This window comes from Sporolactobacillus shoreicorticis, assembly GCF_024125445.1.
Lineage (GTDB): Bacteria > Bacillota > Bacilli > Bacillales > Sporolactobacillaceae > Sporolactobacillus > Sporolactobacillus shoreicorticis.
The window spans coordinates 121,705-137,126 of record NZ_JAMXWM010000007.1 but is presented as its reverse complement, the minus strand read 5'-3'; the positions used below and the strand labels follow the sequence as shown (position 1 = coordinate 137,126).

Sequence of the window (15,422 nt, the reverse complement as noted above, 5' to 3'; positions counted from 1 at the left end):
TGTATCATACGCCTGAATATTACTACGTAAAATATAATTTTGACGAAGTAATTTAAGGGAAACTTTATAACTCCAATATTTTCTTTGGGCAGTTTCAATACGTTCATAAATTCATCAAATGAAATCATACCCCTGTTTTGCAAGCTCTTCAAAGACTTGTATTGCTGTTTGCATTTGATACGCAATTTAATTCATCTTATTATTTTATTGCTGTCAAACTTTGGACCGTTCGATAAACATGCAACCACGGACCCCATGGAGGCTCCTAATGCTGCACAAATTGCGGCAACACTACCTCCACCAGGCGTTGGCGATGAGGAACCTGCGGCCTCGATAAATCGTCGGATCGTTTGGTCAAAGGCTTTCACTTCGCTGAACCTCTCTTTTTTCAATGCTTTTTTTATTTTCTTGAAGCTGAACGGCTTTTACCAGATTTTCAAATAAAATCATTGTGGTTATTTTTCCTACCCCACCCGGAACAGGAGTAAATGCCTTTACAAATTCTGATACTTCAGGCTTCACATCTCCGACGATGCCACCCTCTGTTTCATTTATTCCAGCATCGACAATCACCAGGTCATGATGCACCATATCTGATGTGATCAAATCTTTCTTTCCTACAGCAGTGATCAAGATATCTGCGTTAGCAATATGATCTTTTAAATCCGTTGTATAGGCATGGCACACAGTCAGTGTTGCATTTGCACGCAGTAAAAGCTGAACAAGCGGTTTGCCGACCGTCTCACCACAACCAATCAATACAACATTTTTTCCTTTTAGTGGATAGCCGAAATGATCAAGTATCCGAATACACGATTGCGGTGTTGCCGAATATAATCCTTCATCACCAGTCAAGCATGCTAATTTATTTGTCGGAGACAGGCCGTCAACATCTTTTTCAGGCGCAATGGCAGATGCCATTTTTTTTGCATTAAGATGTTTTGGAAGCGGCAATTCAAGAATAATTCCATGAATGGACGGACAGCGATTCAACCATTTAATTTTTTCAAGCAGTTCAGTTTCGGTGATTTTGGAATGTACAGATGTGAGCAAATAGCGGATACCGAGTTGCCGAGCAATTCTTTGTTTCACTTTGGCGTAACATTCAGATGCAGGATCTCCTTGAACGATGAGCACAGCGATTGTCGGGTCAATTCCATCTTCTTTCATCCGTTTAATTTCCGCGATCAAGTGGCCAGAGATCTGTTTGGCCATACCCTTTGTTTGTAACAGTTTTCCCATTGGTTTATGCCCTCCGTAAGCAAATAAAAAAAGCATTCGGAAAAAATATCCAAATCCTTTGCCCAGGCGTACGGCTGATCTAATAATCATGTGCTCCCTCATGGTTTTCCCATGCTACGCCAGTCACACATAATTTATTCAATTAGGTAACAGATAACTCATCGATTACACTATAACACGAATAGTGCTGAAAATAAAATATATTTCATAGATTAATGATATATGTCATAGACAAGAAATGAATTTATCAATTTTCGCTGTCATTGTTCTTTTATAGGTTTGTTTACTTCGTAAAATATTGTTATCTATCCTGCTTTGTGTTATACTTTTGACTGTAAAATAATACCACGTGATTGGAGCTTTTCTTTATGACTGATGAGCGAGCAACACGCCTCTATGACCGAATTGATGAGAAAACAGCACAGCTCCCCTGGTACGTTCGCGAATATATAGATAAAAAAATGCGAGTGATGTCCCCGCGTTCATTATTGAATTATTGCCATGATTATTTAATATTTTTTGACTGGCTGATTTCTGAAGGCTTTTATCAAGGAAGTCGCATTGATATTCCATTGGATTGTCTTGAAAAATTAACACCTCAGGTAATTGAAAATTTTCTTTCTCATCTTCAATTTCGTTTACGTAATGACAAATTCACCATTAATCGCAAGCTTTCCTCATTGAAATCTCTGTTTAATTATTTACAAAATATTGCCGAGACAAACGATCTCAAGCCTTATCTTGTACGCAATGTAATGGCTAAAATCGCATTCAATAAAATAAAAGAAGATCAAGAGACCATTGCACAGAAGATGGCCGGAAAGATTCTTTGGAATGATGAGTACGAAGCATTTCGCCAATTTGTTGCACACGATTACCGTTCCGTGATAAAAGACAATCAGAAGCTGCTCAATTTCCATTCATTGAATGCAGAACGTGATACCGCAATTGTTTCATTGATTCTCGGTTCTGGACTTCGTTTATCAGAGGTCGTCGGTCTGGATCTGCATGACGTTGATTTTCAAAAAAGGATGGTGCGCGTCATTCGTAAAGGAAATAAAGAGCAATATGTATTTTTCAGTGAACAAGCAGGACTTGATCTTGAAGATTACATAGCAGTACGTACAAAAAAATACAAGCTGCCGCATACAAATCAGGCGCTGTTCGTCTCGGCAACCATGGGGCCGAAAGGAACAACGCGCAGGCTCAGTGCCCGATCCATCGAAAATCTAGTGAAAAAGTATGCGATTGCGTTCGGGAAGCCTTCACTTTCTGTTCATAAGCTGCGTCACTCGTTCGCAACACGCTACCAGGCAGAAAATAACGATATACCAAAACTGCGCCGCCAACTCGGCCATTCAGCAATCCAGACAACAATGATCTATACGCATCTCTCAAACGATGAACTAAAGCGTGCTGTTGATCATATGGATAATCATTTTGACCAGCAACATGGTTCAGAATAATTTTCCAGTTAATTAGTTTACATAAATATTATTCAGTAACCTTAGGTACTCTCCTTTATTCATTTGGTTGCAGAATGGCATAAAGTTCATCAAGCTTATGTATCTCGTAGTTTGGCTTTACATCAAGCTCATTGTTCTGATGTTTTGCGTTGAACCAACACGTTTTAAGTCCTGCATGACTTCCTCCCTGGATATCGGAGATTAATGAGTCGCCGACGATAAGCCCATGGTCTGCCCTAAAACAAGGAATATGCTTAAAAACGTAGTGAAAAAAACGGGGATCTGGTTTATGATATCCCGAATCCTCTGAGACAAAAATCTGTTTAAAGAACGGAGTCAAACCGGAATCTTGCAGCCGTTTGCGCTGCGTTTCAGCAACACCGTTTGTTACAATGTACAAGTCAAAGCGTTCTTTTAAACGAAGTAATAATTGACGAGCGCCACTGACAAGCTGATGACCTTCGTTCAGAAAGCGGCGATAATTCTGTTCCATTGTAACGCCATCAACATCTCTGCCAAAGGCTTTAAATAATTTAGCGAAACGCGTGTTAACCAATTCATCACGATCGATTTTTCCATTTTCGAAATCTCTCCACAATCCTTTGTTCATTTCTTTATAGTAACGTTCAATCTCAGTGGTTAAGTTAATATGCTGATCATCAAATAGCCTTTGAAGAGCTAACTCTTCTGCAGCATTAAAATCAAGTAATGTATTATCAACATCAAAAAATAAATATTTGTAATGGTTCATTGATTTTCCCTCATTTTATACTAGTCATCCAGAAAAGTAATTTGATTGTTGGCAAGCGATGAAATGCGGGCAAGTGAATAAACAGAATAGCCAGCATGATCAAGCCGCGTTCTTCCCGGCTGGAAGGTTTTTTCAATGACAATGCCCACTCCAGCGACAGATGCTCCAGCCATTTCGATTAAACGCGTCAAACCAAGCGAAGCTTCGCCATTAGCAAGAAAATCATCGATGATCAAAACATGGTCCTCCGCTGAAAGCATGTTGTTTTCAAGATATACCGAATTATTTAAATGTTTCGTGTAAGATTGGATTTTAGTCGTTAGTGAACCTTCGTTCAGCGTTAACGGCTTCTTTTTCCGCGCAAACACTACCGGGACATTCAATGCTAGTCCAGTCATCAATGCAGGTGCAATTCCTGAGGACTCGATTGTCAGGATTTTTGAAACGTCGGAGTTTGCAAAAGCCTGAGCAAATTGTTCGCCGATATTTCTCAATAAACTTGGATCTATTTGGTGATTCAAGAATTGGTCAACTTTTAAAATATCGGAATTGATTACAGTTCCATCCTCACGAATGCGTTTCTTTAATTCTTCCATTATATTTAGGCTCTTCCTCTCTTCAGTCATTCAATGCAGGGTATCTTTTTTAAAAGTATACACTGGATTTGTCACCTGTACTAGACCCGATAATTATGGAGGCGGCATGATCGGAACCTATTTGTCAAACCAACCCTTTTTCCGGAACCAATAATACATAATGATTGCGATCAGTCCCATGAACACGAGAATGAAGAAATAACCATATCTCCAGTTGAGCTCAGGCATATACGCGAAATTCATTCCGTAAATACCGACAATAAAAGTCAGTGGCATAAAAATTGTAGTAATGACGGTCAGAGTTTGCATCACACGGTTCGTGCGATATGTAGTCAGCGACAGATAACTGTCGCGAATATCAGATGTTATTTCCAAATTTGATTCAATCATATGTGTAATTCTGCTTAAATTATCGTTCAAATTGCGCAGGAAAAATTCATGTTCCTCGCTTTTTTCAATAGACGACGAGCCGATCATTCGATTTGTAATATCCATAAGCGGTGCGATGACGCGACGAAAACTGAGCAGTTCACTGCGTAATTGAAAGATACGTCGATTCATTTTATTGATTGACTCGCGTTTCGCGTTCAAATCTAAATCATCGATTTTATCCTCGAGATCATTCGCGGCCATGATATACTGTTCCACCAATCGACTCATTAACCGACGAAGAATTTCATCCGGAATATCTTCTTTGAAAAAATGATCGTCTGATCTGCAGCCATGCCATATATCATTCACTGCTTTTAAATTGCTGGTATGAAATGTGACGAGTGAATTTTTCCCAACATACAGATAGAGTTCATGTGTTTTCAAGGTATTCGGGCTAATGACTTGCAAGGAAACAAAATAATAATCTTTAAACAGCTTTAATTGCGGTCTGTTCGAATGATGCTCGTTTTCCTTTGTGAGGCGATGAAAAACAGGGAGGAAGTTCTTTAATTGTTTCCGTTCATCATCATCAGGGGCACTTAGATCCAGCCAGTAATGATTTATTTCTTGATCACTTAATTGGGTAAGATTTAGCTGTGATGAGATTTTATTGTCTTTGTCGTGAGCAAGAATACGTATCATTAATCCAGAAACTCCTTTTACATGGCTTTGATCTCAACTTATATATCTAAAAATTCGCCGTCTTTAATTTCGTGCAAGGCGCGATACAAGTCAGAGGGTACATGACCAACCAAGTCGTCAATTGAATTGAATATCTCCAGTTTGCGTAAATCCGGACTATCATCTTCTGATTCCTTTTGAAAAGGAATTCTGTTCATGTTTTCTCCTGCGATCTTTTCCATAATTCGTTTCTTTAATTCGTTCTCAATCGATTGTTCAAGAGGAATTCTCTTCTGTTCACGAATGAGCACAGCATAACGTCCATGAGTTGTTTCGTAGACAACATAGGTCGTCAGCAATGAATGATCTTCGTCATGAACGCTAGCAGAAGCCAATTCTCTGCCTATAAATCGTTTTCTCTTATAAAATCCGTTTTCGCCTTCGGAAACTTCAATATGCTCAAATCCTTTTCCTTCACCAATTTTCGTGTAGAAACGCAGCGCTTGCACAATAGTCGCGGATAGATTTTTACCGGAGACCTCCTGGGCCTGATCGAACACTTCTAAATCAGCATCTGGGACATAAATAGTCTTATTCGGCATATTGATCTCCTTTTAAAATAATATATATTTACTTTATACATATAAATATACACCTTTATACGTAGATGGCAAAGCGTTTTATACATAAAATATGCATATATTTTTTCTTTTTGTCTGCATAGAAACTAAATACACGAGTGATTCACATAATAATTAAGTATTTAAAATGGTATCTTTAAGAAGTGTTATCAATGCATAAAGCAATGAGATATACGATGGATAAAGCACAGCAGCGGAGTTGCATTGCATCGTTTAACTATATACTTTAAATTCACCACACCGCTCGTACGCAGCAGTTACCACCTTTCCCGCTTGAAAAAAGTGTATTGTTACCATCTTTCTTAAAGTCTTTTAATGAATTTTTGATTGGCGAAAGAGTTTTTCCTGTGGTATTCAGATTTCTGGTTGTTAATCGCTTTAATAAAAAATGCCCCTCAAAAGAGAGACAAAGAAAAATCAATAAAAATATAATGTCTGTTTCCCAGTAGAGAAACGATAAAACAGAGATTTTGTACCACAGGATACAAACGTATAAATTAAACATACGTTTGATTAATTGATGTATTCCCTATATTAAGGTCATTCATTATCCTGATTGATCTGTGTTTCATTCACTTTTTTAAGCAATTTAATGAGTCTTTTTTGCTCTTTCTTGGTCAGGCCTTGAAATTGCTGCGAGAAATAATTAACCTGTTCTGGACGGATTCGGTCAAGTAGCTGATTTCCTTTTTCAGTTAATCGAATGTATTTTGTTTTCCATTCTTGTTCGCGTGAAATGTAGCCCTCGTTTTCCATCTTTATGATTAATTGTGTGATATTCCCTTTGGTAAGGAACATTTTCTCTGCCAATTCTTTTTGCGACATCCTGCCGCTCTCTCTAATATTCACGAGTACTTCATATTGTGAAGGAGTCAGACTCCACGTTTTCAAAAATTGGCTGTAGCGCTTCAGTTGAATGTGGTACGTTCTTGAAATGTAAAACCACGAGAGGATCCCTTTATTTGTCGCGCTTCCCATTGTTCTTATTTTCAATTATTTTCACCTTTTTTGACTAATCGTCAGTTTAGTGTTAAACTAATAAAAAGTTGTTGAATTTCAGGTTTAATTGCTATCAATTTAGTACTCAATTAACAACGCGTGATTCTTTTCAAAACATCAATTTTTAACCATTTATCCTCGAATTACATAAGCCTATTAATCTTTGCTTTGTTTTTAACACGACCCATTTTTATTTTTGTCAGTGTCTATCTTTTAATTAATCTTGTTTTAATGCAGTTCATGTAGGAGGGATTCACGATCAGTATTAACAAACCTTTAGAAGCAATGCAGGATGCAGCTCTTTCCGATGACAGTGCTCATAAACGAAGTCCTAAAAAATTTTTAAAAATCATCACACTTGTATCAACCTTCGGAGGTCTTCTCTTTGGTTACGACACGGGTGTAATAAATGGCGCCCTTCCATTTATGGCCAGACCGGATCAATTAAATCTTACTTCATTTACCGAGGGATTAGTCGCCAGTTCCTTGCTTCTAGGTGCGGCATTTGGAGCAGTGTTCAGCGGACGATTAGCCGATCATAAAGGCCGTAAAAAGGTAATTAAGTACCTCTCCATTGTTTTTTTTATAACAACCTTGGGCTGTACATTTGCACCGAACGCAGCAGTTATGGTCTTTTTCCGTTTTCTGCTGGGAATTGCTGTAGGTGGAGCATCTGTGACTGTTCCGGCGTTTCTCGCCGAACTCTCACCGGCCGAAATCCGCGGTCAAATGGTAACAAAAAATGAGTTAATGATTGTCAGCGGACAATTGCTCGCTTATGTGTTTAATGCGGTCATCGCAAATTACTCTGGCGGTTCAACTCATATATGGCGTTATATGCTCGTTATCGCCACGCTGCCGGCAATCTTACTTTGGATTGGCATGTTCTTCGTTCCGGAAAGTCCAAGGTGGTATGCATCCAAAGGTAAATTAAAAAGCGCATTGCATGTGCTTCATCTGATTCGACACCCAAAACGTGCTCAACTAGAATTAGTTGCAATCAAAAAAACAGTTCAAAATGATCGGTCAAGCGAAAAGGCAACCTTTCGGGATCTGCGAAAGCCATGGATCAGAAGAATTGTTTTTCTTGGAATTGGCATCGCTGTTGTCCAGCAAATCAGCGGTGTTAATTCAATCATGTACTATGGAACGCATATTCTTCAAGACGCCGGATTCAAAACAGATGTAGCACTCATTGCTAATGTTGCAAATGGAGTTATATCAGTCGCAGCAACTTTCGTAGGCATCTGGCTTCTTGGACGAGTAAATCATCGGCCTATGCTGCTGATTGGATTGACCGGTACCTCCACTTCCTTGCTGTTGATTGGCGTTGCTTCAATGACTCTGCACGGGACGCCCTTGCTTCCTTTTTTAGTTCTCAGCATGACGGTCATGTTTCTAGCGTTTCAGCAGGCAACAATCTCTCCGGTAACTTGGTTGATGCTTTCTGAGATCTTTCCTCAAAAATTACGCGGTTTAGGAATGGGCGTCACTGTATTTTGTCTTTGGACGACGAATTTCCTGATTAGTCTTTTATTTCCCGTTTTACTGTCTTGGATCGGTCTTTCGATGACCTTCTTCATCTTTTTCTGTTGCGGTGTAGTGGCATTCACATTTGTTAAGTGTTTCTTGCCTGAGACTAAGGATAAATCACTTGAAGAACTGGAACTCTATTTTCGCAATGCTGGATCAAAAGTGAACATCCAAAACGATATGCCGAATGTAAATATCGATAAAAAAAATTAAATTACTTAGAGCAGCTGCGGCTGCTCTTATTGCATTTCCAAAAAAATTACGGTTTTAGACAAATAAGTGTAAATAACTTGGGCAAGCCGATATCGTTGATTTTCATATTTGGCGTTTCATCTAAACGCTGCACGATCAAACCCGCTTGAGCGAATGCAGTCACGATCTCACCAAGTGTCCACTCTCTTAAGAATACGGTGCGCGCTTTCTCACCATTCCTTTTTTCTCCATGAGAAAGATGTTTCGAGAAAGCGACTTGACGCGCATGCAATGATTGATCAAAATAGTTGCCGAAAACAATTTGCCTTTTTCCTCGTGTCGTAACCAGTTTTGTTGACACGGGATGAAACTCTTGAATAAGGAATTGGCCACCCGGTTTTAAAATTGAAAAAACAAGCTCTGCAAGCGGTTCGAGATCAATAAAATAATGCAGGATTCCAAGCTCCATGAATACTTTATCATACTTTTCCTTGTGCTGATCAACCGGTAATTGCAAAACATCGGAAATAACGTAGTTTAGTGTTACATGGAGTGCATCTGCCACATTTTTTGCATAAGCAGCATTTTCTGACGAAATATCAACCACAGTAACTTGAGCCCCCATTAAGGCAAGAGCAAGTGCTTTGCTTCCGTGAGAACCAAGAAGATTAATAATCTTTTCTCCCTGAATTTCCTTTAAATACGGTGCCAGGGCCCCTAACTTTGCTGCGGGGTTTTCTTTTATTTTCGCAGCTGCTTGTTCTGGCTTCCCAAACCGGTTGATCCATGCTTGATACGCTTCGTTATTCCAGGCGTGCCCATTTTGACCTGCATCTGTATTTTGCAAACGCCTTAGATAATCTTTAACTATTTCGCGCAGCGAATCGGATTGTGGCAGTGTGTGCAAAAAATAACCGAACGACTTAACTGCTACCTGACAGGACTCAACCGAAAGAAGTAATCGATCGGGATCGGTGCGAATTACTGTTCCAAAATATCCACTGATTCGAATCGAATATTCGTTTAACTGGAAGGTAAAGAAGCAGCTGTCATTGTCTCTTTTTAGTTCGCAGGCGGTACGTTTCCTCACTGTTTGATAAAACTGTTCCAATGCATCCCACTGAATGGAAATGTGAATCGAATCATCATGAATTGCGCAGCCCTGTATCTTTAATGCAGCTGTACCTTCTATAGTGGCAGAAATTCCTTCAGCCTCAATAAAACGCCAGGCCTCTAGAAGCGCTGACCGCCAATTTTGTTCTTTTTGTTGTTGTGTGCTCATGTTAAACTCCTAGCAGATTCTTGATCGTCGCACGATAATAATCAACCGTGTTTTCAGATGCAAATCCTGTTTTTGTATATAAATGCAGTGCCGAAGCATTTCGAGATTCGACCTCCAGCTTCACTTTCATAGCAGCTCCTGAGAACAATTCGTTTAGAACCAGCTTAAGAAAAATGCCGCCGAATCCCTTGCCTTGATAGTCAGTGTGTATACCTAATCCATACAGAAATGCTTCTGCACCTTCAAATCGTGCAAAACAGATACCGATAATTTTGTCATTGAAAACAGCCATATAACCCTGTCGATTGGCAGACAGCAATGCCATTTCAATTAAGCGTTGTGCCTCTTCGCTGCTGTCATGAAAGCTTTTTACACTGACCTCGATTAATTGCTTCATATATCCCATTCTTTGAATGAATAGAGACATTGGCTGTTCCGGGATCTGTATCATGTACTTTTTTCGTTCGAGCGACATGATATACTCTGAAAATTCATAGGCTGCACCAAAATGTTTGATTACCTGATTCCTTGGATAGGACGGCTGAGAAACAAAAAGCACATCGGAAATTTGAAAGGCTTTCAGTTCTTCAATTGCTCGAAGCAGCAAAGCAGTAAAATAGCCTTTTGTTCGGCATTGAGGCAAAGTCAATGCCGAAATTTCTGCTTCTGAATGCGTCGGTGCAAACACATGCAGAAAAGCGACGAGTTGATGGTTCTCATAGCAAAGGAATGTGTGCTTCATTTCTGCATGAAAATTAAGGACACTGTCTAAAGAGGTAGCGTATCGAACGCCGTCGGCCTGAGCACACAGTTGTTCAAGTGTTCGGATTTCCTTTTTAATAGCTGAACTTAACCGACAGATGGATTTAATGATCATTGAGTAGCCCCATTCATCTTATTTCTAAACAAAATATGTTGTTTTCTATTTCATTTTTCTTGAGTTATGTAAAGAAGCCTGACCATCTCAGGCTTCTAAAAAAAACGTAAGTTTATTTTGCAAATAGTTCGCCTGCGCTTGAACTGTGCACAGGTTGCGCGCGTGATTTCGGATCAAGATAATGCTTGGCATTATTAACAGCAGTCGGCGCTTCGCCCAGTCCGGTTGCGATCAGTTTAATTTTTCCGGGATAAGCAGCAATATCTCCCGCGGCATAAACACCCGGAATATTGGTTTCCATTTTGCTGTTTACTAGAATTGAATTCTTCTCCAGCTCAAGTCCCCAATCCTTAATCGGTCCTAAGGCGGATACAAAACCATAGTTCACGATCAAATCATCCAGTGGCAACGTTTCCTCTGTTTCACCTTTCACCATTTGAATCGTTAGTTGATCAATACGGTCCTGCGATCCTGAGACAGATTTCGCAATAAACGGGGTTTTGATTTGCACAGATGCCTTTTTCATCGCCTCGACACTTGTTTCATGCGCCCTGAATTGATCGCGGCGATGGATAATGGTCACGCTCTTTGCGATCGGGGCCAAGGTGTTCGCCCAATCAACGGCGGAATCGCCGCCTCCCAAAATGACAACGCGTCTCTTTTTAAAAATCGTCACATCCTGAACATAATAATGTATGTTCGTGAACTTTTCAACACTTTGATCGACCTTTAATGGTCGTGGCGCGAACGCGCCGACTCCGGCAGTGATCACAATGGTTTTCGTGCGATGAGCGCGGCCGGAAGCTCCGATCAGTTCAATGACTCCATCTTCTCGCCGTACCATAGAACTGATCGCTTCATCAAGCACAACATCAGGATGAAATTGCTCTGCTTGTACCGTCAAATTTTTAACCAGATCTTTTGCCTTGATCTTTGGAAATCCAGCGACATCGAAGATTTCTTTTTCAGGGTAAAGGGTACTGAGCTGTCCGCCAAGTTGCGGGAGACTTTCAATAATTTTCACTTTCATTTGCCGCATTCCGGCATAAAAAGTGGTGAAAAGTCCCGTTGGACCCCCGCCTATTATCGTTATATCAAAAAGTTCTTGTTCTTCGGTCAATACAATCCCTCCAACTACCTTAGAAAATGATCATTTTTTATCATGTTTTATTCTAAGTGATTTTTCTGATCAATGCCATTAGAACGCTTAGTACGAACAGACAAATGATAAATCAGCAGATACGCACATGGATCAGAATGAATTCCCCAAAAAACGTTCAAGATAATGGAAGGTACAAAATTGGCCTAATTATTGATCAGCATCATGATTCACAACCTACCTAATCGCCGAAAAGGAGGAAAATGAATGGTTCTAGCCGTCACTCTGTGTCTCATTTGGATCGTCGTGAATCTTTTCATTATACTGCCCAAACGGCTTTCCCGTGAGGAAAATCTATTTCTATTTCTCACTTGCTCAATTACCATTATGATTTCTCTCTTGATTCCTGCGAAGCGCATGTATTTTGGCGATCACGGATTTAACTACAGTGTTGAAGGGACAATCGCATTTCTTTTTAATCGGAATGTTATTTTCCCTGTGCTCACACTGATCTCCATTAATTTAGTGCAAGACAAAGGTTTATGGAAAAAGTCGCTCACATTCGCTGCAAGCTTTCTCGTATTTATTTTGTTTTGCAAACTTGAAGAAAAACATACCATTGTTACGTCAATCAGCACGTTGATTTTGTCTGTCTACTTTATTTGTTACTACATACTCATGCTGTTCCTTCTTAAAGTATTTCAACTGCTTGGTTTAAAACGGCAATCAGGCGACGAGTAAATGAAAAGGGAGATCCAAATGCCAAAAGATACGGCTTTCAATTCAAATGAACTGTTCATTCTGATCAGCGGCATTATAGCCTATGTGATTATTTTTCTTCTGCCAAAACGTTTCACACGGCAGCAGACAGTCACAATGCTTCTGATTGGTATTTTTATCAGCGCTTTTTTTGATAATACGGTGTGTATCAATCCATTTAATTATTATAGCGTAAACGATACACCGTTTGTTGACTTTTGGGATATGCTTTCATTCGTCATGTTTGGTCCCTTTGCCTATCTTTTCGTTTACTTTTATACTGGTATTGGAAAAAATCGATCGACTTATTTCTTTTATATTTCAGTTTGGGCACTGATTTCAATGTTTGCCGAAGCATTAGCCTGGCACGTCGGCGTTTACCACTATAAAAATGGGTATCAACTGTTCTTCTCGTTGCCGATCTACCTGATTGTACTCACTGTAACTATGGTTTATTACCATATTTTTATCCGCAGGTAGTCATTCAATCCTCGTTTTTTTTGACCTGATCCGTATCCATCCAAATTTCGTTGACTTTTCCGTCCTCATCCTGATCTAAAACGAAAGAACCGTTGCTGTACCGATCGGATACTCGAATGTCCTTCGATTGAAGTGTGAACACATTCCCCTTATCCGTGCTGATGTTGATCTGATCACTCGTGCCAACAAGTGCCAAACCGGCAATATGATGCGGTCTCGTCTTTAATTCACGCAGCAACTGTACACCGCGTCTCGGCCGGCCGGTTTGTTCGATTTGGCCTTCTATGTTCATTTTCTTGACGGCCCCGCGATCAGTAACAATCAATAAGTGAACAGATGATTGATTCTTAAGGGCAACGGCACCGGCAACCGTATCGCCATTTTTTAACTGAACGGCCTTAACACCTGCCGCGCGCTGACCGACTTCTCCGGCCTCCTGCTCAGCAAAACGCAATCCGTAACCCATATAAGTTGCGAGTAGTAAATCTGAAGATCCGTCCGTGACCATGGCAGCAAGACATGAGTCATCTTTCTTTAATTTTAAAGCGGTCAAGGGCTTTGAACGGCGCTGCGCTTTATATTCCAGTAATTTTGTCCGTTTGACCATACCTAGTTTCGTTAAGAACGTCATATACAATCTGCTGTGTTCAAAATCACTTACAGGAACGGCTGAAATAATCGCTTCATCCGGATCGATCGGAACAATGCTTGCAATGTGCTGGCCAAGCTCCTTCCAGCGACGATCCTGAATTTCATGGACAGGCAAATAAACGTATCGGCCCTTGTCTGTAAATACGAGCAAGGTATCGGTTGTGTTCATCTGCTTCTGAAACAGTGAATGGTCCGTGTCCTTCATTGCCACACCATCGTCGCCACTTGCCGTATAAGATCGCAAACTTGAACGCTTCACATAGCCATGTTTTGTTAAGGATACCATGACCTCTTCAGAAGCAACCATGACTTCAAGATTAATTTTGATTTCTTCAATTTCTGCTTCAATGGTTGTTCTTCTTGCGTCCGCATATTTATTTCGAACATTTAATAGTTCCTTTTTGATGACCGCGATCAATTTTTTGCCGGAATTAAGTATTCCCTGCAATCGTGCAATGGTTAAGTCCAATTGATGCTCTTCCTCTTGAAGTGTGACAATGTCCGTATTTGTTAAACGATACAGTTGTAAATTTACGATTGCTTCCGCCTGAATTTCAGTAAATGCAAAAACGTCACAGAGATTCTGTTTTGCGTTCTTTTTATCCTTTGAGCTTCGGATCACACGAATGACTTCATCAAGAATTGAGATTGCTTTGATTAATCCTCGAACGATGTGTTGTCGTTCAATACTTTTTTGAAGTTCAAATTGTGATCGGCGAGTGACAACTTCTTTTTGGTGTTCAATATAGGCTTCAAGAATCTCCCTAAGCCCCAGCTGCCTTGGTGCTTTATGATCAATGGCGACCATATTAAAGTTGTATGAGATCTGTAAATCGGTATTTTTAAAATAAAAATTTAAAATACCGTTTGGATCTGCATCTTTTTTTAATTCAATAATAATACGCATGCCGCTGCGGTCTGTCTCATCACGCACTTCTGAAACGCCCTCAACCTTATGATCAAGACGAAGTTCGTCCATCTTCTTCACGAGCAGCGCTTTATTAACTTCATAGGGCAACTCAGTAACGATAATCTGTTTTCGTCCTGTACGCAAAGTGTCAATTTCAGTACGGGCGCGCAGCACAATTTTACCTTTCCCCGTTTTATATGCTTTCTTAATTCCGTCCAATCCCTGAACAATTCCACCTGTTGGAAAATCCGGCCCTTTAACATAGGTCATTAAATCATCGACCGTAGCGCTTGGATTTTCCATTAGCATAATCGTTGCATCAATGATTTCAGACAAGCAGTGTGGTGGAATGTCCGTTGCGTAGCCCGCCGAAATTCCAGTTGAACCATTAACCAGCAAATTGGGAAATTTTGACGGAAAAACAGTGGGTTCTTCCGTTGTGTCATCAAAGTTAAGCACGTAGTCGACTGTTTTCGCATCCAGATCGCTCAGCAGCTCGGCAGATATCTTCGACAACCGAGCCTCTGTGTAACGCATTGCCGCCGGCGGATCGCCGTCAAGACTGCCGTTGTTTCCGTGCATTTCAATAAGCGGCATCCGTACTTTCCAATCCTGGCTCATACGTACCATTGCTTCGTAGACTGAGGAATCACCATGCGGATGGTAGTTGCCGATGACGTTGCCGACCGTTTTCGCCGACTTGCGGAACGGTTTGTCGTTTGTATTACCGTCCCGAAGCATTGCATAAAGAATGCGACGCTGCACAGGCTTTAATCCGTCTCGAACATCGGGAAGCGCACGCTCCTGAATAATATATTTGCTATAAATGCCGAATCGGTCGCCCATGACTTCTTCGAGCGTCCGATTCACTAATTTTTCTCTATTTGCCAC

Annotated in this window: 15 protein-coding genes and 1 riboswitch; of the genes, 4 read left to right on the top strand and 11 right to left on the bottom strand. The window is 40.4% G+C overall.

The genetic code is table 11. The annotated features are described in order from the left end of the window. Positions 1-191: 191 nt before the first annotated feature. The gene (locus NIE88_RS22765; protein WP_373689417.1) at positions 192-368 is read right to left on the bottom strand and encodes a cyclodeaminase/cyclohydrolase family protein; all 177 of its coding nucleotides are present in this window, start codon (positions 366-368) and stop codon (positions 192-194) included. Continuing rightward, on the bottom strand, positions 355-1,242 hold the full coding sequence (locus NIE88_RS08205) for a bifunctional 5,10-methylenetetrahydrofolate dehydrogenase/5,10-methenyltetrahydrofolate cyclohydrolase (protein ID WP_253061018.1): 888 nt from the start codon (positions 1,240-1,242) through the stop codon (positions 355-357). The genes NIE88_RS22765 and NIE88_RS08205 overlap by 14 nt, the downstream gene beginning before the upstream one ends. 53 nt (positions 1,243-1,295) lie before the next feature. Then, positions 1,296-1,379, bottom strand: a riboswitch (ZMP/ZTP riboswitch). A 231-nt stretch (positions 1,380-1,610) separates the two neighbouring features. On the opposite strand from NIE88_RS08205, the gene xerS reads away from it, so the two are divergent. Then, a complete protein-coding gene (gene xerS / locus NIE88_RS08200; RefSeq protein WP_253061016.1) occupies positions 1,611-2,708 on the top strand; it encodes a tyrosine recombinase XerS in 1,098 nt (365 codons plus the stop codon). A gap of 55 nt (positions 2,709-2,763) precedes the next feature. Here xerS and NIE88_RS08195 read toward each other — a convergent pair whose 3' ends face one another. The 5 genes from NIE88_RS08195 to NIE88_RS08175 form a co-directional block, all read right to left on the bottom strand. Next, positions 2,764-3,459 (bottom strand): YjjG family noncanonical pyrimidine nucleotidase, encoded by a 696-nt coding sequence (locus NIE88_RS08195; RefSeq protein ID WP_253061014.1) that lies wholly within the window; start codon positions 3,457-3,459, stop codon positions 2,764-2,766. A gap of 20 nt (positions 3,460-3,479) precedes the next feature. Continuing rightward, positions 3,480-4,055 carry a xanthine phosphoribosyltransferase gene (locus NIE88_RS08190; RefSeq protein ID WP_253061012.1) on the bottom strand — a complete coding sequence of 192 codons (576 nt, stop codon included), beginning with the start codon at positions 4,053-4,055 and terminating at the stop codon, positions 3,480-3,482. Positions 4,056-4,172: 117 nt separating this feature from the next. After that, entirely contained in the window at positions 4,173-5,129 is a 957-nt protein-coding gene (gene corA / locus NIE88_RS08185; protein ID WP_253061010.1) for a magnesium/cobalt transporter CorA, read from the bottom strand. A gap of 38 nt (positions 5,130-5,167) precedes the next feature. Continuing rightward, the gene (locus NIE88_RS08180; RefSeq protein ID WP_253061008.1) at positions 5,168-5,710 is read right to left on the bottom strand and encodes an EXLDI protein; all 543 of its coding nucleotides are present in this window, start codon (positions 5,708-5,710) and stop codon (positions 5,168-5,170) included. A 579-nt stretch (positions 5,711-6,289) separates the two neighbouring features. Further along, positions 6,290-6,742, bottom strand: a complete 453-nt coding sequence (locus tag NIE88_RS08175) for a MarR family winged helix-turn-helix transcriptional regulator (RefSeq protein WP_253061006.1) — start codon at positions 6,740-6,742, stop codon at positions 6,290-6,292. Positions 6,743-7,012: 270 nt separating this feature from the next. Between NIE88_RS08175 and NIE88_RS08170 the strand changes: the two genes are divergently transcribed. After that, positions 7,013-8,494, top strand: coding sequence for a sugar porter family MFS transporter (locus NIE88_RS08170; protein WP_309247026.1), 1,482 nt, complete (start codon positions 7,013-7,015; stop codon positions 8,492-8,494). Between the two features lie 46 nt (positions 8,495-8,540). On the opposite strand, the gene NIE88_RS08165 is transcribed toward NIE88_RS08170, so the two are convergent. The 3 genes from NIE88_RS08165 to NIE88_RS08155 all read right to left on the bottom strand — a co-directional run bounded on the left by NIE88_RS08165 (position 8,541) and on the right by NIE88_RS08155 (position 11,752). Further along, entirely contained in the window at positions 8,541-9,755 is a 1,215-nt protein-coding gene (locus NIE88_RS08165; protein ID WP_253061002.1) for a class I SAM-dependent methyltransferase, read from the bottom strand. A 1-nt stretch (position 9,756) separates the two neighbouring features. After that, positions 9,757-10,632, bottom strand: coding sequence for a GNAT family N-acetyltransferase (locus NIE88_RS08160; protein ID WP_253061000.1), 876 nt, complete (start codon positions 10,630-10,632; stop codon positions 9,757-9,759). Between the two features lie 112 nt (positions 10,633-10,744). Continuing rightward, positions 10,745-11,752 (bottom strand): NAD(P)/FAD-dependent oxidoreductase, encoded by a 1,008-nt coding sequence (locus tag NIE88_RS08155; RefSeq protein ID WP_253060998.1) that lies wholly within the window; start codon positions 11,750-11,752, stop codon positions 10,745-10,747. Between the two features lie 246 nt (positions 11,753-11,998). On the opposite strand from NIE88_RS08155, the gene NIE88_RS08150 reads away from it, so the two are divergent. Together NIE88_RS08150 and NIE88_RS08145 are read left to right on the top strand one after the other, a co-directional pair. Beyond that, positions 11,999-12,472, top strand: a complete 474-nt coding sequence (locus tag NIE88_RS08150; RefSeq protein WP_253060996.1) for a hypothetical protein — start codon at positions 11,999-12,001, stop codon at positions 12,470-12,472. Positions 12,473-12,490: 18 nt separating this feature from the next. Further along, positions 12,491-12,970, top strand: coding sequence for a hypothetical protein (locus tag NIE88_RS08145; protein WP_253060992.1), 480 nt, complete (start codon positions 12,491-12,493; stop codon positions 12,968-12,970). A gap of 4 nt (positions 12,971-12,974) precedes the next feature. Here NIE88_RS08145 and parC read toward each other — a convergent pair whose 3' ends face one another. After that, positions 12,975-15,422, bottom strand: a complete 2,448-nt coding sequence (gene parC, locus NIE88_RS08140) for a DNA topoisomerase IV subunit A (RefSeq protein ID WP_309247024.1) — start codon at positions 15,420-15,422, stop codon at positions 12,975-12,977.